The sequence below is a fragment of the Rhizorhabdus phycosphaerae genome, from assembly GCF_011044255.1.
In the GTDB taxonomy this organism is placed as follows: Bacteria; Pseudomonadota; Alphaproteobacteria; order Sphingomonadales; family Sphingomonadaceae; genus Rhizorhabdus; species Rhizorhabdus phycosphaerae.
The window spans coordinates 3,523,095-3,547,281 of record NZ_CP049107.1; the positions used below are offsets into that span (position 1 = coordinate 3,523,095).

General features: G+C 64.8%; 19 protein-coding genes. 12 read left to right on the forward strand and 7 right to left on the reverse strand.

Going from position 1 to position 24,187, the window contains the following annotated elements:
• Positions 1-35 precede the first annotated feature (35 nt).
• Both G6P88_RS16435 and G6P88_RS16440 read left to right on the forward strand, forming a co-directional pair.
• Positions 36-1,619, forward strand: a complete 1,584-nt coding sequence (locus G6P88_RS16435) for a peptide chain release factor 3 (protein WP_165324141.1) — start codon at positions 36-38, stop codon at positions 1,617-1,619.
• A gap of 41 nt (positions 1,620-1,660) precedes the next feature.
• Complete coding sequence (locus G6P88_RS16440) at positions 1,661-3,157, forward strand: serine hydrolase domain-containing protein (protein WP_165324142.1); 1,497 nt, start codon at positions 1,661-1,663, stop codon at positions 3,155-3,157.
• Here G6P88_RS16440 and G6P88_RS16445 read toward each other — a convergent pair.
• The gene (locus G6P88_RS16445; protein ID WP_165324143.1) at positions 3,132-4,466 is read right to left on the reverse strand and encodes an MFS transporter; all 1,335 of its coding nucleotides are present in this window, start codon (positions 4,464-4,466) and stop codon (positions 3,132-3,134) included. The genes G6P88_RS16440 and G6P88_RS16445 overlap by 26 nt on opposite strands.
• Positions 4,467-4,731: 265 nt before the next feature.
• On the opposite strand from G6P88_RS16445, the gene G6P88_RS16450 reads away from it, so the two are divergent.
• Together G6P88_RS16450 and G6P88_RS16455 are read left to right on the forward strand one after the other, a co-directional pair.
• Positions 4,732-5,673: a L,D-transpeptidase family protein gene (locus G6P88_RS16450; RefSeq protein ID WP_425594496.1), complete on the forward strand. Its 942-nt coding sequence runs from the start codon at positions 4,732-4,734 to the stop codon at positions 5,671-5,673.
• A gap of 7 nt (positions 5,674-5,680) precedes the next feature.
• Entirely contained in the window at positions 5,681-6,289 is a 609-nt protein-coding gene (locus tag G6P88_RS16455; RefSeq protein ID WP_165324145.1) for a M23 family metallopeptidase, read from the forward strand.
• 47 nt (positions 6,290-6,336) lie between these two features.
• On the opposite strand, the gene G6P88_RS16460 is transcribed toward G6P88_RS16455, so the two are convergent.
• The gene (locus G6P88_RS16460) at positions 6,337-8,841 is read right to left on the reverse strand and encodes an esterase-like activity of phytase family protein (RefSeq protein WP_165324146.1); all 2,505 of its coding nucleotides are present in this window, start codon (positions 8,839-8,841) and stop codon (positions 6,337-6,339) included.
• 153 nt (positions 8,842-8,994) lie between these two features.
• Here G6P88_RS16460 and G6P88_RS16465 point away from each other — a divergent pair, with 153 nt between their 5' ends.
• From G6P88_RS16465 to G6P88_RS16495, 7 genes are all read left to right on the forward strand, one after another.
• Positions 8,995-9,615, forward strand: a complete 621-nt coding sequence (locus tag G6P88_RS16465) for an arylesterase (protein ID WP_165324147.1) — start codon at positions 8,995-8,997, stop codon at positions 9,613-9,615.
• Positions 9,616-9,684: 69 nt separating this feature from the next.
• A complete protein-coding gene (locus G6P88_RS16470) occupies positions 9,685-10,020 on the forward strand; it encodes an STAS domain-containing protein (RefSeq protein ID WP_165324148.1) in 336 nt (111 codons plus the stop codon).
• A gap of 12 nt (positions 10,021-10,032) precedes the next feature.
• Entirely contained in the window at positions 10,033-10,995 is a 963-nt protein-coding gene (locus G6P88_RS16475; protein ID WP_165324149.1) for an MBL fold metallo-hydrolase, read from the forward strand.
• 52 nt (positions 10,996-11,047) lie between these two features.
• Positions 11,048-11,968 carry a tRNA pseudouridine(55) synthase TruB gene (gene truB / locus G6P88_RS16480; RefSeq protein ID WP_165324150.1) on the forward strand — a complete coding sequence of 307 codons (921 nt, stop codon included), beginning with the start codon at positions 11,048-11,050 and terminating at the stop codon, positions 11,966-11,968.
• Positions 11,965-12,234, forward strand: coding sequence for a 30S ribosomal protein S15 (gene rpsO, locus G6P88_RS16485; RefSeq protein WP_165324151.1), 270 nt, complete (start codon positions 11,965-11,967; stop codon positions 12,232-12,234). The genes truB and rpsO overlap by 4 nt, the downstream gene beginning before the upstream one ends.
• A 197-nt stretch (positions 12,235-12,431) precedes the next feature.
• Positions 12,432-14,750, forward strand: coding sequence for a polyribonucleotide nucleotidyltransferase (gene pnp / locus G6P88_RS16490; RefSeq protein WP_165324152.1), 2,319 nt, complete (start codon positions 12,432-12,434; stop codon positions 14,748-14,750).
• A 152-nt stretch (positions 14,751-14,902) separates the two neighbouring features.
• Positions 14,903-15,922 (forward strand): sensor histidine kinase, encoded by a 1,020-nt coding sequence (locus G6P88_RS16495; RefSeq protein WP_165324153.1) that lies wholly within the window; start codon positions 14,903-14,905, stop codon positions 15,920-15,922.
• 58 nt (positions 15,923-15,980) lie between these two features.
• On the opposite strand, the gene G6P88_RS16500 is transcribed toward G6P88_RS16495, so the two are convergent.
• From G6P88_RS16500 to G6P88_RS16510, 3 genes are all read right to left on the reverse strand, one after another.
• Complete coding sequence (locus G6P88_RS16500; RefSeq protein WP_226946613.1) at positions 15,981-17,174, reverse strand: PepSY-associated TM helix domain-containing protein; 1,194 nt, start codon at positions 17,172-17,174, stop codon at positions 15,981-15,983.
• 2 nt (positions 17,175-17,176) lie between these two features.
• Positions 17,177-19,309 (reverse strand): TonB-dependent siderophore receptor, encoded by a 2,133-nt coding sequence (locus G6P88_RS16505; protein WP_226946614.1) that lies wholly within the window; start codon positions 19,307-19,309, stop codon positions 17,177-17,179.
• A gap of 274 nt (positions 19,310-19,583) precedes the next feature.
• Positions 19,584-20,183 carry a thymidine kinase gene (locus tag G6P88_RS16510; protein WP_165324155.1) on the reverse strand — a complete coding sequence of 200 codons (600 nt, stop codon included), beginning with the start codon at positions 20,181-20,183 and terminating at the stop codon, positions 19,584-19,586.
• 138 nt (positions 20,184-20,321) lie between these two features.
• Here G6P88_RS16510 and G6P88_RS16515 point away from each other — a divergent pair, with 138 nt between their 5' ends.
• On the forward strand, positions 20,322-21,044 hold the full coding sequence (locus G6P88_RS16515) for an HPP family protein (protein WP_165324156.1): 723 nt from the start codon (positions 20,322-20,324) through the stop codon (positions 21,042-21,044).
• Positions 21,045-21,060: 16 nt separating this feature from the next.
• Here G6P88_RS16515 and rbfA read toward each other — a convergent pair whose 3' ends face one another.
• Both rbfA and infB read right to left on the reverse strand, forming a co-directional pair.
• Positions 21,061-21,471: a 30S ribosome-binding factor RbfA gene (rbfA, locus tag G6P88_RS16520; protein ID WP_165324157.1), complete on the reverse strand. Its 411-nt coding sequence runs from the start codon at positions 21,469-21,471 to the stop codon at positions 21,061-21,063.
• A 112-nt stretch (positions 21,472-21,583) separates the two neighbouring features.
• Positions 21,584-24,184 (reverse strand): translation initiation factor IF-2, encoded by a 2,601-nt coding sequence (infB, locus tag G6P88_RS16525; RefSeq protein WP_165324158.1) that lies wholly within the window; start codon positions 24,182-24,184, stop codon positions 21,584-21,586.
• Positions 24,185-24,187: the final 3 nt, after the last annotated feature.

Below are 24,187 nucleotides of genomic sequence, written 5' to 3' on the forward strand. Positions count from 1 at the left end.
TCGGTCGCCGAAGGCTGCTATCGGCCCGCGCCATCATGAGCAAGCCGAACCGCCCCGACCGCCGCACCTTCGCGATCATCTCGCACCCGGATGCCGGCAAGACCACTCTGACCGAAAAGCTCCTCTATTTCGGTGGCGCCATCCACCTGGCCGGCGAGGTCAAGGCGCGCGGCCAGAACCGCCGTGCCCGCTCCGACTGGATGAAGATCGAGCAGCAGCGCGGCATTTCGGTCACCTCCTCGGTCATGACCTTCGAGCGGAACGGCATCACCTTCAACCTGCTCGATACGCCGGGCCACGAGGATTTCTCGGAGGACACCTATCGTACGCTGACGGCGGTCGACTCGGCGGTGATGGTCATCGATGCGGCCAAGGGTATCGAGCCGCAGACCCGCAAGCTGTTCGAGGTCTGCCGCCTTCGTTCGGTGCCGATCATCACCTTCATCAACAAGGTGGACCGCGAAGGGCGGCCGCCCTTCGAGCTGCTCGACGAGGTCGCCGACGCACTTGCGCTCGACGTGGCGCCGATGAGCTGGCCGGCCGGCATGGGCGGCACGTTCGAAGGCATTTACGACCTGGCGCGCGACCGGCTGCATCGTCCGGCCGACGATGCGACCGGCGCGTTCGAGGGCGATTCGACCTCGGTCTCCGGTCTCGGGGACGCCCAGTTGGAAGAGCTGCTGTCGGCGGAAGCGGTCGCGCTGCTCCGCGAGGAGGCCGAGCTTGCGCAGGGTGGCTATGCGGCGTTCGATGAGGAAGCCTATCTCAACGGCGATCTGACCCCGGTCTATTTCGGCTCCGCGCTCAAGGATTTCGGGGTCGAGCAGTTGATCGACGCGCTCGCCGATTTCGCACCCAGCCCCCGGCCCCAGCCGGGCGAGCCGCGCGACGTCGATCCGGGCGAGCCCAATGTCGCGGGCTTCGTGTTCAAGGTTCAGGCCAATATGAACCCGCAGCATCGCGACCGCGTTGCGTTCATGCGGCTATGCTCGGGCAAGTTCCGCCGCGGCATGAAGCTGAGCCAGGTCGGTACCGGCAAGGTCATCGCGGTGCACAGCCCGATCCTGTTCTTCGCCCAGAATCGCGAGCTGGCCGAAGAGGCTTTTCCCGGCGACATCATCGGCATCCCCAACCATGGGACGCTGCGCGTCGGCGATACGCTGACCGAGGGCGAGGCGATCCGCTTCACGGGCTTGCCCAATTTCGCGCCGGAAATCCTGCGTCGCGTCAAGCTTGCCGACCCGACCAAGACCAAGCAGCTGCGCAACGCGCTCAACGACATGGCGGAGGAGGGGATCATGCAGGTCTTCCATCCGCAGATCGGCTCGCAGCTCGTCGTCGGCGTGGTCGGCCAGCTCCAGCTCGACGTGCTCATCTCGCGATTGCAGGCGGAATATAAGGTCGAGGCGAGCTTCGAACCCTCGCCCTATGACACCGCGCGCTGGGTCACTTCCGAGGATCCCAAGGCGCTGGACGAATTCATGGGGCTGCACCGCTCCGCCATGGCCAGCGATCGCGACGAAGCGCCGGTGTTCATGGCCAAGGACGCCTGGGAACTGAACTATATCCAGGGCAAGTTTCCCGCCCTCCACTTCTCGGCTACCAAAGACCGGCGCTGATCCGACGCCCTCTCGGAACGGCGCGATCGGGGAGATGCGCCATGCTTCGACTGCTGACGACATTATGCCTGTCGCTCGCCCTGTGCGGCGCGTCCGCCCGCGCCGCTTCGATCGAGGCGGTGACGCTCGCGCAGGTCGATGCGATCTTCGCTCGCTGGGCGCTCGACTCCCACGTTCCGGGAATGGCCTATGGGGTGGTGGCCGATGGCCGGCTCGTCCATTTCGGAGGGCTCGGCGTCCAGGATATCGAAGGCCGCAAGCCGGTCGACCGGCGCACGCTGTTCCGCATTGCCTCGATGAGCAAGGCCTTCACGGCGCTCGCCATCCTGAAGCTGCGCGACGAGGGGCGGCTCTCGCTCGATCGCCCCGCCGAAACCTATGTGCCCGAACTGCGCGGCTGGACCTATCCGACCAGAGATGCCCGCCGGCTTACCGTGCGCGATCTGCTCAACCACAGCGCCGGCTTCGTCGACGACAATCCCTGGGGTGATCGGCAGCAGTCGTTACCCGAAGCCGATTTTACCGCGATGCTGCGGGCGGGCGTCCCCTTCTCTCGGGTGCCCGGCAGCGCGATGGAATATTCCAACTTCGGCTATGCGACGCTCGGTCGGATCGTCTCCAACGTCTCGGGCAAGCGCTATCAGGATTATATCGGCGATGCGCTGCTGCGCCCTCTCGGCATGGCGTCCACCAGCTATGACATAGCGAAATCCCCGCTCGAACGACGCGCCATCGGCTATCGCTGGGAAGATGATCGATGGGTGCGCGAGCCCGATCTGGCGGACGGCGCCTTCGGAGCGATGGGCGGGATGGAAACCAGTGCGGAAGATTATGTCCGCTGGATATCCTTTCTCCTTTCCGCCTGGCCGGCGCGGGACGATGCCGATACCGGGCCCGTGGCTCGGGCGACGGTAAGGTCGGTCGTCGAAGGATCGAACTTTGCTACGGGCACCATGCGGGCCGCTGCGATCGGCGGCGCGCCCTGTCGACAGGCGGTGGCCTATGCGATGGGCTGGCGAGTCATAGACGATTGCGACCTCGGCAGGGTGGTGACCCACACCGGCGGCTATCCCGGCTATGGTTCGGTGGTCATGTTGATGCCCGACAAGGGTGTTGCGCTTTTCGCCTTCGCCAACCGCACTTACGCGGCTCCCTATGTTCCGGCCTTTCGCGCGGCGCTCGCGCTCCAGTCCGCCGGTGCGATTGCCGACCGGGTGGTCCCCGTCAGCGCCGGGCTCAGCGAAGGCTATGCAGCCGTGGCGCGGATCTGGGCGGCGGGCGATGTGCTGGCGGCGCAGGATCGCCTGGCCATGAATTTCCTGCTCGACCGCGATGCGGCGCATTGGAAGGCGGATCTCGCCCGGTTGCGGACCGCAGTCGGCGCCTGTGACACGAGCGCCCCACCGACTCCGCTCACGGCGATGGGCGCCCGCTTCCAGTGGACCTGCGAGCATGGCCGGATCGATGGAAGCATCCTACTGGCACCCACGCCTCGGCCATCGATCCAGGAGCTCAAGCTGGCAGTGGCGCAGCCTTAGGCGCCAGCACCGCGTTTCGCGGGCGGGTAGCGAGAAACATGAGCAGCGCGGCGGGTGAGCCGAAAGCGAATGCCATGGTCGACAAAGCGAGGTCGAGACGCTCTGCGCCGAACAGCCTGTCGGTCAGCAGGCCGACCAGCACCGAGCCAAAGGCACCACCGGTGAGGTTCACCAGCGCCATATAGAGACCCGTATATTGGCCGCGCAGCGCGGGCGGAACGATCGTCACCAGCAGGATGAACACGGCGGTCACCGACAGCGCGCTCACGAAGAGGTTGACGAACGCCATCGCCACCGCGCCGGCAACGGTCGGCATCAGCGGGCCGACGATGGTCGTGAGGCTCAGCATGCTCATCGCCGCGAAGCAGAGATGATAGGCGGCCTTGTCGCCAGACTTGCGCTTCAGCGCCCGATGGCAGGGATGCGCGAACAGGCAGCCGCCGACGCCCGCGAACAGAAAGGCGGGGCCATAGGTCGATGCGACCATGGCCGGCGTCATGTCGTGCGACCGCATCAGCATGGCCGGATACCAGTTGAGCAGTCCATAATTGTTCATCGACCAGGCGATGATGCTCAATGCGAGCAGGGTCAGGGGCCTCCGGTTCGCCTTCGCAAAGGCCAGCGCATCGCCGCCCGATCTCTTGTCCTCTGCCCGTGACGGCGCACCGTCCTTTACCGACAGCCAGAGAAGGAACGCCAGTCCCACCCCTGGCAGGGCGAGCAGCAGGAAGACGAGGCGCCATGGTTCGGCATCCTTCAGAAACGGCAGGTCGTAAGGTCCCCCCGCCGCGAAGCGGGCGAGCAGCTGCGCACCGAGCATCATCGCGAGGCCGCCGCCGACATAGAGACCCGTCGTGAACAACCCGATCGGCTTTTGCAGGCGGTCCTGCGGAAAGCGGGAAGAAATTATGCCGATCGCCGCCGGATTGAGCCCGGCCTCGCCGACCCCGACGAACATCCGCGCCACGAACAGTGCGACGAAGCCGGTCGCAAGACCGCTGGCCGCCGTCGCCAGCGACCAGGTCAATATGCACAGCGACAGGATCGCAATGCGCCGGCCCCGGTCGAGCTGCCTGCCGATGAACACGCCGCCGAACACGTAGAGAAGGGCGAACGCCGCCCCGGTGACCGCTCCGACCTGCCAGTCGCTCAGGGCCAGGCTGGCCTTTATCGGTTCCGCGAGAAAGCTCAGTATGACCCGGTCGATATAGCCGAGCACCGAGGTGGCGAAGAGAATGGCCACGCCATACCAGTCATAGAACGACGGGGCACCCGCGCGGCTTCTCTTTACGGACTCCAGCTCGGCCATCGCAGTCACTCTCCAGCGATGCCTTTTCTGTGATTTTCCGGAGGATCGCTCCTCGTCGTGCGGCACCGGTGGAGAGAGGATGACGCTCCAGCCCTCACGTCCAGCGGATAGGCGGTGATCGCACGACAATCACATCCGTGCTGATCGCGGTTCGAGGTAAACGGAAAGAAAAGCGGAGCCGCACGTTCTTCCGACGTCACGATCGAAGGAATTCCGTGTGCGTCTATTTTCCGTTCTCCTGTTCTCTGCTGCCCTGACCGTCCCGATGGCGGTGTCCGCCCAGACGGCAAAGCCGGATCAGCGCATCCTCGGCGCGCAGGTGCTGCTCGATCGGCTCGGCTTCGGTCCGGGCGTGATCGATGGCGCTAGCGGAAGCAGCTTCGCCAAGGCGCTCAACGGCTGGCAGCAGGCGAAGGGTCTCACCGTCACGGGCACGCTCGACGAGGCCACGGTGAAGAGCTTCGAACCTTTTCGGGAGATGCCGACGGTCATCGAGGTCAAACTGACGCCAGAGATATTGGAGGGGCCCTTCGTCGGCGCGATCCCGTCGAAGGAGTCACAGCAGGCCAAGATGAAGAGCTTGGGCTATTCGGACGCGATGGAGAAGCTTGCGGAGCGCTACCACACGACGCGCCAGACTTTGATCGCGCTCAACTCGCCGGGCACGAAGCTGGTGCCGGGGACCGTCATCCGGGTGCCGAATGTGATCCCGCCCGCCCAGGCCTTTGCCGAGGACATCAACCCCGGTTGGCGCAAGACATTGTGGACCCTCAACGTCGGTTCGGACCAGCCCGAAGTGGCGAAGGTCGTGGTCGACAAGTCGGACGGCGTGCTGCGCGCGTTCGACGCGGCGGACAAACTCGTCGCGCAGTTTCCGGCCACCATGGGCAGCCAGCATGATCCCCTGCCGATCGGCAGCTGGAAGATCCAGGGGCGCGCCTACAATCCTCCATTCCACTACAACCCGAAGCTGTTCTGGGATGCCGACAGCAAGGACCAGAAGGCGCTGCTGCCGCCTGGTCCCAACGGGCCCGTCGGCGTGGTCTGGATCGACCTCGACAAGAAGCATTATGGCATTCATGGCACACCGAAGCCCGAGAATATCGGCAAGACCGAAAGCCATGGCTGCATCCGCCTGACCAACTGGGACGCGGCGCGGCTCGCGGTGATGGTCAAGCCGGGCACGCCGGCAATTTTCCAGGAGTAGGCGGTCGATGATCCGCAGGCTCGCGATCGTCCTGGTGGTGCTGATCCTCGGCTATGTCGGCTGGGTCGTCTTGCTCAATCTGCCTGGCCGGGACCGCGCGTCTGAACCTGCGGCGGGGACTGCTAAGTCGGTCTCCACCGCGGGTAGCCCGGCCTTGCCTTCGCCATCCCTCCGCCCCTCCGCGTCCGACCTCACGATTCCGGTCGAGGGCGTCGCGGCATCGCAGCTGTCGGACACCTTCGACGATGCACGCGGGGAGGGCCGTGTCCATGACGCGATCGACATCATGGCGCCGCGCGGCACCCCGGTGATCGCAGCGGCCGCCGGCACGGTCGAAAAGCTGTTCGACAGCAAATTGGGCGGCCGCACCATCTATGTGCGCCGTACCGGCGGGCAGTGGATCGACTATTACGCTCACCTCGACAGTTATGCGCCGGGGCTGGCGGAAGGGCAGCGCGTCGAACGTGGCCAGCGGATTGCAACGGTTGGTTCAACAGGCGATGCGAGCGACGACGCGCCGCACCTTCATTTCGCAGTCAATGCCATGGCGCCCGGGGAGGGCTGGTGGCAGGGCAAGGCGATCAACCCTTATCCGCTGCTGAGGTCGTCCCGCTAATCTTTGGAGGAAACGGGGCGCCAGCCTTTGCCGGCGCCCTGCGTCGATCAGAAAGAGTAGCCGAGGCCGATGTTGACCCGGGCATCGTCCTGACCCCGGCCCCAGCGACCGCGGGCCGCGAAATAGCCCGACAGGCGCCCCTGCTGCATGGCAAGGCGCAGCTCGCCGAACACGCTGTCGCGCTCCGTGTCGCCAAGCGGCAGGGCTACGGTCGCCATGCTGTGCTGAGCGGATGCAAGGCGGACAGTGGCGACATTGTCGCCCTTTTCGCGCTCGAAGCTGTAGCCCGCGCGTATGGCGGGGCGGATAGCACCAAGCTGGGTCGCCAATTCGCCGCCGACACTGACGATCATCTTGCTGAACTTCCGATCCGGGAACAGGAGGTTCGACACCGATGCGCCGGTTTCGGTATATCCATCCAGGTCCATGTTCGCATAATCGAGCGCGGCGAACGGGCCGAAGCTGATCGATCCTGTCGGCATCATCCAGCCGATTTCCGCGCTGGCAGCCCAGCCGTCACCCTTGGTGCGTCCCTTGGCGGTCTGACGATAGGCCGAGGCCCGATCGAGGCGGCGGAACTTGACGTCGCCCAGCCATGCGGCCGAGCCCTGCGCGTAAACGCCCATCGGCAGTTCGACAGCCGCATAGCCTCCCGCCGTCCAGGCGCGTGCCTCGATCGGGGAACCGAGGCTGATCTGTCCGTCGAGATTGCGATAGCCAGCGGTCGCGCCGATGCGGGCAACCGAACCGAGCGGAAGGTCGAAGCCGAAAGTGGCGCCCTGGGTGGTGGCGTCGAGATCGGTCAGCGGGGATGTGCCGGCGCCGATCCGGCTCCATTCGGTGTCCAGCCAGATCTGCGGGCGACGCTCCTGTCCGGTCCAGCCGCGCTGCGCGTTCAGGAAGCGGATGGCAGGTTGGGTGGCGCTCAGGCCGAGACCGGTCATAGCCAGGCGCGTGCCGTACAGCATGTTGGGCGCCGTCGCATTGAGCGCGGAGAGCGCCATCGGATCGACATAAGTCGGGAGCGTCAGGCGATAGACGAGGAGGACGCTGTCGTTATTCCCCGTTCCGTCAGCTGCGCCCGACGTGCCGGGGACGCCGTTGAAGTTGATGTCCGTAGCCTGGAAGTCGTTGTCGTTGCCGACGAACAGGAAGAAATCCTGAGGCGCGCCTTCTTCCAGTACCGGGGCGAGAGCCATCGCTTCGAGCTTTTCGCCGATCGTGGTGGCGGTGGTGAGCGGCAGGCGCGTGATGTTCATGCCGACGCGGCCGAGCTGCGTCGGGTTGAGCATGTTGACCAGTTCGACCTGTTGCACGGCGGTGATGCCGGCCACCAGAGTGCCGTTGCTGGCCACCGGCGTGTTCCCCGTCTCGTAGGTCGTTCCCGCAAGGTTGGTCGCGCCGCTCGTGTCGACCAGCAGGATGCTCTTGTAGATCGGCGTGGTGCTGGTGCTGGCGTTGGCGGCGACACCGCGACCCAGGCCGTCGCGCGCTAGCACTAGGAACTGCGTGTCGTTCAGGGCCAGCATCTCGGACTGGGCGGCGGTCCGGTCCGGGGCTCCACCGGTCCCGTTATTGTTGAAAATCGGGAGCTGAAGCACATAGTGGCCGACCGGGTTGGTCGGTGTCGCGTTGCTGCTGATATCGTAGACTAGGATGCGCGTGTTGTTGCGGGTCTGCTGATTGCTGCCATTAGTGTCCTGAACGGTCGCCGACTGCTGGATCGTCACCAGCTTCTTGTTGTCCGGGGTCAGCGCCATCGCTTCGAGACCCTGATTGTTTCGCCGTCCGCTCTGGCCGGGCGTGGTGCTGTTGAAGTTGATGGCTCCTGCGGTGCGGGGCAGCATCGCCGACACCGTCTGGATCGCGCCGATCTGCTTGCCGGTCGCATCGAAATAATAAATGCCGTCGGCATATTCGTCGGAGACGTAGAAAGTGCCGTTTGGCAGGAACGCGATCGCCTCTGCGTCGAGGGCGACCCGACCGGCGGCGGTTCCATCCGTCGCGACCGGATAGACGATTCCGTTGCGGGTCACCGTGTTCGCGCCGGGATCGCGACCCGTCATTTCCACGCCGAGCGTGTCCTTGAGGGTGAAGCCACCGGTGGGCGTGATGGTAATCTGGTTCTGCGACGCCGTGGTCTGCGGCAGCGCGCCCGAGTTCGCCGCGAGCGGACGGAAGGTGATGTCGCTGGTGTGAACGCGGTTGCGATAGTCGATCGCGCCATCGAACGGTCCGCGGTCCGGCAGGGTGAAGATGCTGCCGCTGTAGCTACCGTCGGCGTTGCGGCCCCAGGTCGCCAGATTCAGCGCCATGCCAGAGAAGCTGCCGAGCGTCTCGTTGCGGAAGTCGCGTGTGCTGGCGCTCAGCCGTCCTGCTCCCAACAGACCCTGATTGACGAAGGTCGTACCGTTGAGCGTCGAACTAACCGCCCCGGCGGCGGTCGAGATATTTGCCGTGGTGAAGGCCTTCGACTGGGCAAAGCCAGGCGCCGCAACGGCAACGGCCAGAGCGAGCAGTGATCCGCGTACAAGAATGGAATGATTGAGCATGATGTCCCCCCGGTTTGTGATCCACCCGGGCGGCTAGCCAGAAGCTGCGAATGATCGGCGGCATTTTCGTTACGGATTTGCGATGCCGCCCTATCCGGGCGCGCTTGCGCAAGCCCCATCGACAAATCGGTCGTCCGACCCGATATCAAGCAGATGATGTTTTTTCGTGCCCTCGCTTTCCTCGCCCTCACAATGCTGCCGGCCGCCGCGCAGGCAGCCGACAAGCTGGTCATCGCCTTCGGTGACAGTCTTACTGCCGGCTACCGGCTGCCGCCGGGGCAGGGCTTCGCGCCACAGCTCGAAGCCGCGCTCCGACGCTCCGGGGTGGCCGCGCGCGTACAGAATGCGGGTGTCTCCGGCGACACGACCGCCCAGGGCAAGGCGCGTCTCGCCTGGGTGTTGTCTGCTGCCAAGGTCAAGCCCGACCTGGTGATCGTCGAACTGGGCGCCAACGACATGCTGCGCGGGCTCGACCCCGAACGAGCGGAGGCCAATCTCGACGCGATCCTGGCCGAACTGTCGCGACGGCGAATCCGGGTGCTCCTGGCCGGCATGGTCGCGGCACCCAATCTGGGGCCGGACTATGCCAAGCGCTTCAACCCGATCTATCGACGGCTGGCGACCAAGTACAAGGCCACCCTCTATCCGTTCTTTCTCGAGGGTGTAGTGGGGGATCGTTCGCTGCATATCGGCGATGCCATTCATCCGAACGCTCGCGGCGTAGCCGTAATCGTTCGGGGGATAGCGCCGCATGTCAAATCATTACTGGGCTGATCAGTGACGTTGCAGCCCGATCGTTCCGGCCCTAGGCTTGGATTCGCAACGGAGCGGGGGAGTGCTTCGATGGAGTGGACCGCCGCAACTGTTGGCCAGCGGCTCGTGGCGACCCCACGGGGCGATATCGAAGACGGCGATCGCGATCTCTTTCTCGAACATCTGCGTCATGGCGTTGCGGAAGCCGTCGCCCGTTCGGTCCCGCTGATCATCGATCTGGCGGCTGTCGGCCATATGTCGGCATCCGTCCTGATGGCATTGACGATCGCGCGGAAGGATGCGGTCGCGGGTGGCATAAAGATCATCCTCGCGAGACCGGGGGCGGCCTTGCGGAAGATATTGGAGATCAGCCGCTATCAGCTCATCTTCGACATCATCGAGGATCCGAACGACGGGGGAGAGTAGGCGTTGGGGGGGATGTTGGTCCGCTTTTGGGGAACGCGCGGCTCGCTGCCGGTGGCGCCCCGTGCCGGTGCGATCGAGGCGAAGATCGTCAACGCGCTGATGCGGGCGCAGGGGCGGCGTTTCGCGGATGAGCGGGATGCGCGCCGGTTCGTAGCCGAGGAACTCAGTTTCGGCGAAGGCCGGACCTATGGCGGAGCGACAACCTGCCTGGAGCTGGAAGGCGCCGACGAAAGCTTCTTCGTCCTCGACATGGGGTCGGGGCTGCGCGAGCTGGGCAACGACGCCTTTCGCCGCTTCGGCCAGGGCCGGGCGCGCAAGTTCAACTTCTTCATGTCCCACCTGCACTGGGACCACATCATGGGCTTTCCTTTTTTTGGGCCCGCCTTCGATCCCGAAACGCAGATCGTCATCCATTCGGGCCATGCCGACTGCGAAGCTGCGCTGCGTCGCCAGCAGGAGGAGATCAGCTTCCCCGTCGCGTTCGACTGGCTGCGCGCCAAGATTGAGTTTCGGGTGCTGACGCCCGGAGAGCGCTATTCGATCGACGGCATCGACGTCGAGCTGATGCCGCAGGACCATAGCCATGTCTCCTATGCCTGGAAATTCCAGCGCGACGGCAAGACCTTCGTCTTCTCGACCGATGCCGAGCACCGGATGGACGACCTCGACGATCAGCGCGCGTTCGAGACCTTCTTTCGCGATGCCGATCTGGTGGTGTGCGATACGATGTACTCGCTCGCGGAGAGCATCACGCTCAAGGCCGACTGGGGCCACTCGTCGAACGTGATGGCGGTGAATCTCTGCCACGGGGCAGGGGCCCGAAAGCTCGCTCTGTTCCATCATGAGCCGACCAGCAACGACGCCGATATCGACGCTCTGCTGGCCGAGACGATCCAATATGAGGCGCTCAGCCGCAAGGACCGCCAGCCCCTCGAGGTCGTCTGCTCCTACGACAGCCTCGAACTGGCGGTCTGACCCGCGTCCGCAATGCCTCGACAGCCGGTGGTGGCGCGGATAGATCCGCGCGATGCACGGCTGGATCATCATCGACAAGCCCGTCGGACCGGGGTCGACCCAGATCGTCTCCGCGGTCAAGCGCGCGCTGCGCACCGGCGGATATGGCAAGTATAAGGTCGGTCATGGCGGCACGCTTGACCCGCTGGCGTCCGGCGTACTGCCGATAGCCCTGGGGGAGGCGACCAAGCTATCCGGGCGCATGCTCGATGCGGACAAGGCCTATGAATTCACCATCGGCTTTGGCGTGCAGACCGATACGCTGGACGCCGAGGGCGTGGCCGTAGAAACCAGCGACGCGCGCCCGACGCGTGCGGATCTCGAGGCGGTCCTCGATCGGTTTCGGGGAGCGATCGACCAGGTGCCGCCGGTCTATTCCGCGCTGAAGGTCGATGGCGAGCGCGCCTATGATCGTGCGCGGGCTGGCGAAGCCGTCGAGATGAAGATGCGAGCGGTGACGATCCACCGGCTGGAACTTGTTTCGGCCGCTCCAATCGGCGAAGGGGACGGCCTGGCCGAGGCGACCTTCTCCTGCGCCGTGTCCAAGGGAACCTATGTCCGCAGCCTTGCGCGGGATATAGCGCAGGCTGCCGGAACCGTGGGGCATGTGACGATGCTGCGCCGCACCAAGGCGGGGCCGTTCACGCTGACCCAGGCGATTCCACTGGACAAACTGGAGGAACTTGCTAAGGGCCGGCACCTTGAACAGATACTCTTGCCGCTGACGGCGGGGCTGGACGACATCCCGGCTCTACCCGTCACCCCCGATCAGGCAAGGGCGCTCCGCGAGGGGCGCAAATTGGTCGGGATCGCCGCACCTTCCGGCCTTAGTCTTGCGATCGACGGTGATATGCCGGTGGCGCTCGTCGAGGTCGAGGACCGAGAGGTCCGCGTGGTGCGGGGTTTCAATCTGATGTCGAAGGAAGAGAAATGACCGTTACCGCCGAGCGCAAGACCGCCATCATCGCCGACAATGCCCGTGCAGATGGCGACACCGGCAGCCCCGAGGTCCAGATCGCGATCCTGACCGAGCGGATCACCAACCTGACCGAGCATTTCAAGACCCACGCGAAGGACAACCACTCGCGCCGCGGTCTGCTGATGCTGGTCAACAAGCGCCGCAGCCTTCTCGACTATCTCAAGCGGAAGGACGTCGACCGGTACACTGCCCTCATCGGCAAGCTGAACCTGCGCAAGTAAGCAAGTTTCGGAACGGCCCCGGTCTCCGGGGCCGTTCTCATTCCGGCCAGGAACAATTCGGTTCCGGGCAGGACGGCGGGCAGACGATCCCGCCATGGCAGGCCGAAGGAGGCCTGCCCTTCGGGTGACGCGGAGCAGGGCTCCGGTCGCCCTCATAGGCCCCGGGCGCATAGGGCGTTCGGAGACAAGGAAGCCAGATGTTCGATACGAAGAAAGTTGAAATCCAGTGGGGCGGCCAGACCCTCACGCTGGAAACGGGCCGCGTTGCCCGCCAGGCTGACGGCGCGGTGCTCGCGACCCTCGGCGAAACCGTCGTCCTCTGCGCCGTGACTGCGGCGCGCAGCGTCAAGGAAGGGCAGGACTTCTTCCCACTGACCGTTCATTATCAGGAGAAGTACTTCTCGTCGGGTCGCATTCCCGGCGGCTTCTTCAAGCGCGAGCGTGGCGCGACCGAGAAGGAGACGTTGGTCTCCCGTCTGATCGACCGCCCGATCCGTCCGCTGTTCCCGGAAGGCTTCTACAACGAGATCAACGTCATCGCTCAGGTGCTGAGCTATGACGGCGAGAACGAGCCCGACATCCTCGCGATGATCGCTGCCTCGGCCGCCCTCACCATCTCGGGTGTTCCGTTCATGGGCCCGATCGGCGCTGCCCGCGTCGGCTACAAGGATGGCGAATATCTGCTGAACCCGACCGACACGCAGGTCGCCGAGGGCGAACTCGACCTGGTCGTTGCCGGCACCTACGACGCCGTCATGATGGTCGAATCCGAAGCCAAGGAGCTTTCGGAAGAAGTCATGCTGGGCGCGGTCATGTTCGCACACAAGGCGTCCCAGGACGTCATCAAGGCGATCATCAAGCTGGCCGAGAAGTCGGCCAAGGATCCCTGGGAAATGGCTCCGCAGGCCGATCTCTCGGCTGCCAAGACCAAGCTCAAGAAGCTGATCGGCAAGGATATCGAGGCGGCCTACAAGCTGACCAACAAGTCCGAGCGCTCGAACGCGCTGAACCTGGCGCGCGCCAAGGCTAAGGAAGCTTTCGCAGAGGCGACCCCGCAGGACCAGATGGCGGCGATGAAGCTCGTCAAGAAGCTGGAAGCCGAGATCGTCCGTACCGCGATCCTCAAGGAAGGTCGCCGCATCGACGGCCGCGACACCAAGACGGTCCGTCCGATCGTTGCGGAAGCGCATTTCCTGCCGCGCGCCCACGGTTCGGCGCTGTTCACCCGCGGCGAGACCCAGACCATCGCGACCTGCACCCTCGGCACCAAGGATGCCGAGCAGATGATCGATGGCCTGAACGGGCTGCGCTACGAGCATTTCATGCTGCACTACAACTTCCCGCCCTATTCGGTCGGTGAAGTCGGTCGCTTCGGTGCGCCGGGTCGTCGCGAAGTCGGCCATGGCAAGCTGGCATGGCGTGCACTGCACGGCGTGCTGCCGACCAAGGAGGAGTTCCCCTACACCATCCGTCTGACCTCGGACATCACCGAGTCCAACGGATCCTCGTCGATGGCGACGGTGTGCGGCGGCAGCCTCGCGATGATGGATGCCGGCGTGCCGATCAAGCGCCCGGTCTCTGGCATCGCCATGGGCCTGATCCTGGAAGGCAAGGATTTCGCGGTTCTCAGCGACATCCTGGGCGACGAAGATCATCTCGGCGACATGGACTTCAAGGTTGCGGGCACGTCCGAAGGCATCACCACGATGCAGATGGACATCAAGATCGCCGGCATCACCGAGGAGATCTTCACGGCCGCGCTGCATCAGGCGAAGGAAGGTCGCGCCCATATCCTGGGCGAGATGGCCAAGGCGCTCGATCATAGCCGGACCGAACTGTCGGCGCATGCGCCGCGGATCGAGACGATGTCGGTTCCCAAGGAGAAGATCCGCGACATCATCGGTACCGGCGGCAAGATCATCCGTGAGATCGTCGCCACCACCGGTGCGAAGGTCGACATCGACGATGACGGCACGGTCAAGATCTCGTCGTCCGACATCGCCCAGATCGAAGCCGCCAAGAACTGGATCATCGGCATCGTCGCCGAGGCCGAAGTCGGCAAGATCTACAACGGCAAGGTCGTCAATCTCGTCGATTTCGGCGCGTTCGTGAACTTCATGGGCGGCAAGGACGGTCTCGTCCACGTCTCCGAGATCAAGAACGAGCGCGTCGAAAAGGTCGCCGACGTCCTGTCCGAAGGCCAGGAGGTCAAGGTAAAGGTTCTTGAGATCGACAATCGCGGCAAGGTTCGCCTGTCGATGCGCGTCGTCGACCAGGAGACCGGCGAGGAACTGCCCGACACGCGTCCGCCGCGTGAAGAGCGTCCGCGTGGCGAACGCAGCGACCGCGGTGATCGCGGCGATCGTGGGCCGCGCCGTGACGGCGACCGTCGTCGCGAAGGCGGCGGCGATCGTGGCCCGCGTCGCGACCGTCCCCGCCGTGAGCGGTCGGAAGGTGGCAGCGAGGGCGGTGATCCCGAGTTCGCGCCGGCGTTCCTTACCCGCGACGACGACTGATCGTCCGCATAACGCAAAACGGGAAGGGGGAGCCTTGCGGCTCCCCTTTTTCGTTGGCTCACCGACGTATCGGGAGCGACTATGATCGCATGTTGCCCCGCAGCGTCGATTGCGCTTAGTAGCTAGGGACGATTTCGGTGGAGAAATGGCCTTTGAAGGACGAACAGACGTCCTTTCTTGAACGCTTGCCACTCGGCCGGAAGCGGCCGGGGCTGCGCTATGGAGCGACGCTGGTCATCTGCGCGGTCTGTTTTGCGGTACGCGCCCTTGCCGATCCTGTGATGCCGGCCGGCTATCCTTTCGTCACCTTCTTCCCCGGCGTCATTCTCTCGACCTTCCTGTTCGGTGTCGGCCCCGGAGCGCTGGCCGCCGTGCTGTGCGGCATCATATCCTGGTATTGCTTCATTCCGCCGGCCTTCTCCGTCAAGTTCACGGGCGGGGTGATGTTCGCGATGGCCTTCTATGCGCTGGTCGTGCTGATCGACGTTGCCCTGATCGACTGGCTGCAGCGGATGAATCGGCGGCTCGCCTTTGAGCGGGAGCGAAGCCGGCGTCTCGCGGAACGGGGAGAAGTCTTGTTTCGCGAACTGCAGCACCGCGTCTCGAACAATCTTCAGGTCGTCAGCGGGCTGATCGCCCTGCAAAAGAAAAGCGTGACCGATGGCGCGGCCCGGGCCGCGCTCGAGGAGGCGTCGCGACGCCTCGGCCTGATCGGCCGCATCCATCGGCAGCTCTACGATCCGCAGGGCGACCAGCTGCACATCCGCGATTTTCTCGACCAGTTGGGCCCGCATCTGATCGATGCCAGCGGCAAGCCGGGGATACGCTGCCACGTCGCGGTCGAGGAGGATTTCGCCCTGTCTCCCGACGCGGCGGTTCCGATGGCGCTGATCGTCGCGGAAGCGGTAAGCAACGCGATCGAACATGGCTTCGGCGATCGTGACGAAGGCCAGGTCGACATATCTGCGCTGCGGGCGGCGGACGGCATGCTCGAGGTGCGCGTGACCGATGATGGGGCGGGCCTGCCCGAGGGTTTCCGGCTCGACCAGACCAACAGCCTGGGGCTGAAGCTCGCCCAGGCACTCGCCCGCCAGCTCGGCGGAAGCTTCGACCTGACCGCCGGTCATGTGACGACAGCGCTGCTGAAGCTGCCCGAAACCGAAGCGGCCTGACCTCGGACGTGCGGCTGCGGTGCGCAGTCGGACAGTCCCGTTGCCTGAGAGCAGTCGCTCAGCTTGCCTCGGCGATGGCGCCCGGCGTCAATATGATTGCCATGATGATGAGCGCGACGGCGACATAGGCCCACAGGCCCATGCCCGACCAGGCGAGCCTTGTGGCGCTCGCTTCCGCTCGATCCGCCTTCTGTACGCGCTTGGCGTATATGATGGTGCCCGTTACCGAGAGTGCGGTCATCATCAGGCCGAAGATGAACCAGATAGCCTTGGTGGCCAGCCCACCGAATGTTCCAAAATGCAGCGGATCGGCCATTTCCGAAACGCGCTGATGTACGGAGAGATCACGACCGTCGAGCTCGGCCAGAATTGCGCCGCTGTTAGGATCGAGCACCAGCCCGTTGGCGCGATCGCGGACCAGCCAGGCCTGGTCCTGGCCGAGCAGGATCACGCCGTTCTCCCTGGTAAAGCGGATCTCCCGAATATCGAGTGTAGGGCGGGCCTGCTGGCCAATATGAACCAGATGGTCTAGCGCGCGCCCTGTCGGAGGGCGAGTTGAGGCGCCCTGTGCGATTTCGGGAAGCTTCGGGACGGCGGCGTTGCCGCCAAGCGTTTCCACCAAGTACCACAATCCGGTCAGCGAGATGAGCGCGACGAACCACAGGGACCATAAGCCTGCCAGTCGGTGAAGGTCGCCGTTCAAGCGCCGCGTGTCCCCGCGGCGCGGCATGCGCAGAAAGCCGCGCCACCATTTCTTATAGGTTATGGTTCCGGTGACGAGCGACGCCAGCAGCAGCAGCGCCAGCGAACTGACGATGGGAATTCCAATCCGTGTCGGCAGCATGAGATGGCGGTGGAGCTGCCGCAGGAAGCGGTGAACGTTCGCCCATCCGTGCGTGCCGGTCACCCTGGCGGTCCAGGGATCGAGATAGACCCTGCGCGGGCTGCCCTTGCCGACTTCGACCCAGGCCTCTGCGGCAAACCAAGGGTCGATCGGCGCATATAGGATCTGGAGGCGCCCGGACGGTTCGGCAGCTGCTGCGGCCTCGGCAAGTGCACCCCAGCTCGCGACGGGACGCTCTTGGACTTGGACACGCATCGCCGGTGTAACCAGCCAGTCGAGCTCATGGGCGAAGACGGCGATCGTTCCCGTGGCGAGGATGAAGGTCATGAAGATGGACAGCTTCAATCCTGCCCAGCTGTGGACCCGCCACCATAGCGATCTGGGCTTTTGCGTGCGCGACTGCTCCACGGTCAGAACTGGACGCGTAGCTCGGCCAGGAAAGTACGCGGCTCGCCGGGGAAATGGCCGCTCTGGGCACTGAAGCCGGAGGCCGCATAGGTCTTGTCGAAGATGTTATCGACCCTGAGCAGAAGCTCGGCAAAGCCAAGCCCCTTGATGATCGAGGCATCGAAGATGGTGTAAGGCTTCACGGTCTGTCCCGACAGGCTGATCCGCCGCGACACATGTTCGCCACCGAATGCGAAAGCCGTTTCGATCGCCTTCACCTGATAGCGGGTCCAGAATCCGACCTTGTGCTTCGGGGCGTTGGCGAAACGATTGCCGACGGCATTGGTGATCGCCTGTCCGGCGACGGTGCCGGTAATCTTCGTGTCGTTATAGCCATAGTTGACGAGAACAACCCAGTCGGGCGTCACGTCGGCGGCAAGGTCGAACTCGAAGCCCTTGCTGGTCACCTCTCCGATCGGTGCGAGCTGATCGACGCCGCTCACCGGCGGGAGTGAAGGATCGACCTGCAGGATGTTGCGGCGCAGGATCCGGTAGACGGCAGCGTCGGCCTGAAGGCGGCCGCCGAACAGTTGCGTCTTCACACCAGCTTCGATCTGATTGCCGGTGACGGGTGCAAATGGACCACCAGCGTTGCGGTCCTGGCTTGCCGCAGACTGCGGCTCGAAGCTCTCCGACCAGCTGACATAGGTCGAGATGTCCGAGCGTGGTTTGAACAATAGGCCGGTGCGGAAGGTAACGTCGTCGTCCTTGTAGGTGGGGCGGCTGCTGACCGTGCCCCCCGTGCTGGTGGTCACGCCATCGCGGAAATTGTCATAACGCACGCCGCCGACCAGCAGCAGCGATTGCATCAGGCTGATCTGGTCCTGGAAATAGGCGCCCTTGCGTTTGGTCCGCGTGTCGGTCCGCGTGAAGGGCAGCAGTGCGGCGCGTGCGGTATCGGTCGAGGAGGTGCCATAGATCGGATTGGACAGGCTGAGCGACGTGACGCCGGTACGCAGGATGCGCGAGTCGAGAATATTCTTCTCGTCATACCAGTCGGCGCCCGCCTGAATCTTGTGCTCCATTCCGAGAATGTCGATGCGCGCTGTCGCATTTGTCATGAAGGACAGGCCATTGACGGGACGGATCTGATCGCGAAATTCGCGGCGAACGAGGTCCGGATTATTGGGATCGAGACCGCGTGGCTCGTGATATTGCTGGACCTCGCGGGCTTTGAAGTAGCGTACCCCAGCGTCGAAGGTCACGCGCTCACCGATCGCAGTCGCATATCTGGCCTGATAGGCTTGGCTCTTCAGGTGCAGGAAGTCGGTGGGTTCGTTGGCGTTCCAGCGGATGTCGGTTAGGAAGTTGCCGGCATCGTCGGTAAGGACGCCGCGCAGGCGGTTGGCCCTCAGATAATTGTCGTAGATCGCCGCCTGGAGTGTGAGCTTGCCGCCTTCATTGGTCTTGATGGCGATCCCGCCGTCGGCGATGCGGGACTTGTTCTGCGTGTTGACGCGGTAAGGATCCATCGATTCATAGAATCCTCCGAGGCGATAGGTGACGATGCCATTGGCATCGACCGGCCCGGTGGCTTCTGCCGAAATGCCGATGCGATCATAATTTCCGGCGGTCGCGACCATGCGCAGCGATGGCGTATCGGACGGCGTCTTCGAAACATAGTTGATGATGCCGCCCGGCGATCCGGGACCGAAGAATAGCCCCGCGGGGCCCTTGAGCACTTCGACCCGCTCGATGTTGAACAGTTGCGGGACGGAAAATCCGATGAAGGGATTGCCGCGCTGTCCGTCGTAGAAGGACTGGTCCTGCCTAAAGCCCCGGAAGGTCACGCCGGCATAGCTGAAGAAGCTGACGCCAGAGATATTGCGATAGATGTCGGTGGCGTCGCGGGCCCCCTGGTCTGCGAAAAGATCCGAATTGATGACCTGCAGCGCCTGCGGAATGTTCATGGGATCTTCGGCAGCCTTGCCGACCGTCGTTTCCTCAGCCCGGTAGAGGCGCTGGACGCGTCCGGTGACGATGATCGCGTCGCCGGGGCCGACGCCGATATCGCCGCCGGCGTTGGCGTCGAGTTCGCCGGCGAGTGTCGGGCATGCGCCCAGCGCAGCGGATGCAAGAAGGATGAAACGGCGCAAAGACAAACGGACCCCCTGAATATTCGCTAATGAGAACGAGTCGCATTATCTATTCAAGCGGCTTGTTACAAGCGGATAAGAGCTCGCTTTCCCTATGTGATGCGCAGTGGATGATCGAGGCGTTCAAGCGGCGCAGGGCGATTGTCGGGCATCAGTCATGCGTGTGCCGGCCGACCCGCGAAGTTGGTTGTCAGTTTGCAGCACTGGAACACATGGCGCGCGAGAATATCTGGCCAGTCCCGCCTCCGACTGCCAATCGCGTGTAGCGATAGCGTTACTCTACCACGCTGCCCCGCCGCAGGCCCATCTGTTCGGCGTAGTGCCGCCGGCATAGAGCTACGTAGCGCTCATTGCCGCCGATCTCGATCTGCTCGCCCTGTTTGACGGGGTAACCCTGATCGTCGATCCGGAGGTTCATCGTCGCCTTGCGACCGCAGGCGCAGATCGCTTTCAATTCGACCAGAGTGTCGGCAATCGCGAGCAGCGCCGCGCTGCCCGGGAAGAGCTTCGCCTGGAAGTCGGTCCGCAGGCCGTAGGCGACGACGGGGATATTGAGTTCGTCGCACACAGCCGCAAGCTGGAAGACCTGCGCACGGGTCAGCCACTGGGCTTCGTCGACGAGCACCGCATGAACGGGACTTTCGGCTATCTCGATGCCTACCTCCTCGAACAGGTCGGTATCCTCGTCGATCGCAGCGGCATGGGCGGAGAGCCCGATCCGCGACGTGATCTTGCCGGGCTCGAACCGGTCGTCGAAGGCGGCGGTGAAAAGCAGCGTCCGCATGCCCCGTTCACGATAGTTGAAGTCAGCCTGCAACAGGGTGGCCGACTTGCCCGCATTCATCGCGGCATAATAGAAATAGAGTTTCGCCATGTCCCCATCCTAGCGTCCGTCGGCGTCGCAGCAATCGTCGCGAGCGCCAACCCCCCGGCTGCCGACAGTAGCGGGGATTGGCTCGGCTTAAAGAGTCTTTGCTGGCGGAGGAGCCCCTTTCGGGGAATAGGCGGGCGGATGAGCTCCAATATCACCGGCGCGGCATCATCCGCCTTCGCGCACCTCCGGCGCGCCCTGGGACGGTTGGCCGGAGATCGCGCGACCAATGAGCGCATCGTGGCGGGGGTGGGTGCGTTCGTCGGGATCGCGGCCTTCGCCTGGTTGCTGCACCGGCTGGTCGGCAGCGGCCATGGGCCTTTGCTGATCGCGCCGGTGGGCGCCGCTGCGGTCCTCGTCTTCGCTGTTCCTGCAAGCCCTCTGGCCCAGCCCTGGGCCCTGTTCGGGGGCAATCTGGTGTCTGCGCTGATTGGAGTAACGGTCGCCCATATGGGGCTCGATCCGTGGCTGGCTGCCGGCCTGGCGGTCGGTGGCGCTATATGTGGCATGGCCTTGCTGCGTTGCCTTCATCCCCCTGGCGGAGCGGTCGCGCTGACCGCCGTGCTGGGAGCTCCGGAGACCATGGCGAGCGGCTATGCGTTCGTGGTGATGCCGGTGGCGGTGGGCACGCTGCTGCTGTTCCTCGCGGCCTGGGCCTATCACCGCTTTTCAGGGCACAGCTATCCGCATGTCGCGACGGCGCGCCCGGTGGCAGTCACCAGCCCCCTGGAGTTCACCCGGACTGATCTGCTGCGGGCAATAGACGACTATCCCGACCTGCTCGACGTCAATGTGGAGGATCTGGAACAGCTGCTTCATGCCGCCGAGACGCATGCGGTCGAGCGGCGTCGCGCGTTTCGCTGAGAGCAAGGCGGGCGCCTTACTCGCCTTCGGACGCCTCATCGCGATGGAGGTCGCGCGCTACGGTCGGTGCGCGCAGCAGGCTGTCGATATGGCTGCCCTCGTCGAAGCTCTCGTCGACCAGGAATTTCAGCTTCGCCGCATATTTGGTGTTCACGCGGCGGGCCACCTCGCTCTGGAGGAAGGCGGTGTTGGTGCGCAGCGCCTTGAGTACGGCCTCCTCGTCGGTTCCGAGCAGTGGCTTCACGAAGATGGTCGCGTGGCGCAGATCGGGCGACATCCGGACCTCGGTCACGGATACCATGTGCCGGGCGAGCACGTCATCATGCACCTCGCCCCGCGCCAGGATGTCGGACAGCGCATGGCGAACCTGCTCGCCGACGCGAAGCAGGCGAACCGAACGCCCTTCCTGTGTCTCGTTGCGCCGCATGGCTGAACCTTTCCCGCTGATATGAGGTCATCGGCCGGACGGCGCCATGCCGGACGCGCATATTACGACGCCCGGCATGGTGCGATCGGCAGGACCCGGCCCGGCCGCACCCTTACAGGGTGCGTGCGCGCTCCTCGACCTCGAAGGTCTCGACGATGTCGCCGGGCTTGATGTCGGTCGTGGCTTCCAGCGTGATACCGCACTCCAGGCCGGCGCGAACCTCAGGAACGTCGTCCTTGAAGCGACGCAGCGACGAGATCGAGCCGTTGTAGATGATGACGTCGTCGCGCAGGATGCGAGCGCGCAGCTTCTGGCGGATATAGCCTTCCAGAACCAGCAGACCGGCGGCCTTGCCGTGCTTGCCCGCGGAGAAGACTTCGCGGATTTCGGCGCGGCCCACGACATGCTCCAGATATTCCGGACCGAGCTGGCCGGCCATCGCTGCCCGGATCTCGTCGAGAAGATCGTAGATCACGTCATAATATTTGAGGGCGACGCCGTCGCGCGTCGCAATCTCGCGGGCCTTGGCGTTGGCGCGCACGTTGAAGCCGATGATCGGCGCGCGCGAAGCTGCCGCCAGCGTGACGTCGCTCTCGGTGATGCCGCCCACGCCGGCATGCAGGATGCGGACTTGGATGAGATCGGTCGAGATCTTGTTGAGCGAGCCGACAATAGCTTCGACCGAGCCCTGGGCGTCCGCCTTGACCACGACCGGATATTGCTGCGCCTTCTGCTCGCGCAGGGCGGAGAACATCGATTCGAGGCTGGCCGGGGCGGCGGTGGTCCGCTTCTGCTGGATGACGCCGGCACGATAGGCCGCGACCTCGCGTGCGCGGGCCTCGTTCTCGACGACCGACAGCTGATCGCCGGCGCTCGGGACGCCCGAAAGACCCAGAACCTCGACGGGCAGCGACGGTCCCGCTTCCTTCACGTTGCGACCCTTGTCGTCGATCAGCGCACGGACCTTGCCGCTCTCCGCGCCGACGACGAAAATGTCGCCGACCCTGAGCGTGCCGCGTCCGATCAGGATGGTCGCGACGGCGCCACGGCCCTTGTCCAGCGTCGCCTCGACGACGGTGCCTTCGGCCGCGCGGTCGGGATTGGCCCTGAGTTCGAGCAGTTCGGACTGAAGCTCGATCTTCTCGATCAGCTCTTCGAGGCCGGTCTTCTTCAGTGCCGAAACTTCAACTTCCTGGACGTCGCCGCCCATGCTTTCGACCTGCACGTCATATTGCAGCAGCGCTTCGCGGACGCGCTGGGGGTTCGAGCCCGGCTTGTCCATCTTGTTGATCGCGATGATCATCGGCACGCCCGCCGCACGGGTGTGGCTGATCGCCTCGATCGTCTGCGGACGCAGGCCGTCGTCGCCCGCAACGACGATCACGACGATGTCGGTGATGTTCGCACCGCGTGCGCGCATGTCGCTGAATGCTTCGTGGCCCGGCGTATCGAGGAAGGTGATCTTGCTGCCGCTCTTCACCTGCACCTGATAGGCGCCGATGTGCTGCGTAATGCCACCGGCTTCGCCCGATGCCACGTCGGTGCCGCGCAGGGCATCGAGGAGGCTGGTCTTGCCGTGGTCGACATGGCCCATGATCGTGACGACCGGCGGACGCGTGACCAGCGTGTCGTCGGAATCCACGTCGTCGGCGGTGACGAGGTCGACGTCGGAGTCGGACACGCGCTTGATGTTATGACCGAACTCGGTGACGAGCAGCTCGGCGGTGTCCTGGTCGATCGACTGGTTGACGGTGACGGGCATGCCCATCTTGAACAGCGCCTTGACCAGATCCGCGCCACGCTCGGCCATGCGGTTGGCGAGCTCGCCGACGGTGATCGTCTCGGGGACGGCCACGTCGCGGACCTGCTTCTGCTGGACCGTGCCGGCCTGGTGGGCCCGCTTGTCCTTTTCGCGGGCGCGCTTGAGCGCTGCCAGCGAACGCGCGCGGGCGCCGCTGTCGTCGTCCAGCGCGCGGGTCACGGTCAGCTTGCCCGACTGGCGGCGATCGTCGCCCTTCCGGTCACGCTGCTGCGGACGCGGCGGCTCGGGGCGCTTGGCCGGGGTTACCGGGGTGAAGCGACGGGGCGGGGGAACGCTGCTGGTCGGGCGCTCGGCCGGTGCGGCGGTCTCGGCTGCAGGCGCTGCCGGAGCGGATGCGTTCTCCTGCGCGGGTGCGGGGGCCGGGGCCTCCTCCACCGCAGGCTGGGACGCCGGCTCCACGGCTGTCCGTCCGGCCTCTTCCTCCGCGCGACGATTCTCTTCTGCGCGACGGCGTTCTTCCTCGGTGGCTTCAGCCTTGGCACGCTCTTCGCGACGACGCGTCTCTTCGAGCGAGGCCATCCGAGCTTCCTCGGCCTCGCGCAGCAGACGCTCCTGCATCTCGCGGCGCTCGAGCGGGGACATCGCGCGCGTGATCGGTGCGGGCGCGGGGCGCGCTGCAGGCGGCGGAGCCGCCGGGCGCGGTGCAGGCGGGGTCGCAGCAGCTGGCGCACGGGCCGGCGCCGGGGCGGCGGGCGCGGGTGCCGCGACCTCCTCGACCACGTTGGGCTCGGCTTCGCCCGGCCGACCGAGGACGCGGCGACGCTTGACCTCGACGACGACGGTGTTCGACCGGCCATGGCTGAAGCTCTGCTTCACCTGACCCGTCTCGACCGTGCGCTTGAGGCCCAGCGGCGCGCGCATTCCCAGTTTCGGCTTGTCGTTATCGCTCATCTG

Coding starts and splice junctions, on each gene's coding strand:
- G6P88_RS16515 (WP_165324156.1), top strand. CDS start 20,322: ATGAGCTCCAATATCACCGGCGCGGCATCATCCGCCTTCGCGCACCTC.
- G6P88_RS16440 (WP_165324142.1), top strand. CDS start 1,661: ATGCTTCGACTGCTGACGACATTATGCCTGTCGCTCGCCCTGTGCGGC.
- G6P88_RS16450 (WP_425594496.1), top strand. CDS start 4,732: ATGGCGGTGTCCGCCCAGACGGCAAAGCCGGATCAGCGCATCCTCGGC.
- pnp (WP_165324152.1), top strand. CDS start 12,432: ATGTTCGATACGAAGAAAGTTGAAATCCAGTGGGGCGGCCAGACCCTC.
- G6P88_RS16460 (WP_165324146.1), bottom strand. CDS start 8,841: ATGCTCAATCATTCCATTCTTGTACGCGGATCACTGCTCGCTCTGGCC.
- rpsO (WP_165324151.1), top strand. CDS start 11,965: ATGACCGTTACCGCCGAGCGCAAGACCGCCATCATCGCCGACAATGCC.
- infB (WP_165324158.1), bottom strand. CDS start 24,184: ATGAGCGATAACGACAAGCCGAAACTGGGAATGCGCGCGCCGCTGGGC.
- G6P88_RS16455 (WP_165324145.1), top strand. CDS start 5,681: ATGATCCGCAGGCTCGCGATCGTCCTGGTGGTGCTGATCCTCGGCTAT.
- G6P88_RS16470 (WP_165324148.1), top strand. CDS start 9,685: ATGGAGTGGACCGCCGCAACTGTTGGCCAGCGGCTCGTGGCGACCCCA.
- rbfA (WP_165324157.1), bottom strand. CDS start 21,471: ATGCGGCGCAACGAGACACAGGAAGGGCGTTCGGTTCGCCTGCTTCGC.
- G6P88_RS16475 (WP_165324149.1), top strand. CDS start 10,033: ATGTTGGTCCGCTTTTGGGGAACGCGCGGCTCGCTGCCGGTGGCGCCC.
- truB (WP_165324150.1), top strand. CDS start 11,048: ATGCACGGCTGGATCATCATCGACAAGCCCGTCGGACCGGGGTCGACC.
- G6P88_RS16465 (WP_165324147.1), top strand. CDS start 8,995: ATGATGTTTTTTCGTGCCCTCGCTTTCCTCGCCCTCACAATGCTGCCG.
- G6P88_RS16435 (WP_165324141.1), top strand. CDS start 36: ATGAGCAAGCCGAACCGCCCCGACCGCCGCACCTTCGCGATCATCTCG.
- G6P88_RS16445 (WP_165324143.1), bottom strand. CDS start 4,466: ATGGCCGAGCTGGAGTCCGTAAAGAGAAGCCGCGCGGGTGCCCCGTCG.
- G6P88_RS16510 (WP_165324155.1), bottom strand. CDS start 20,183: ATGGCGAAACTCTATTTCTATTATGCCGCGATGAATGCGGGCAAGTCG.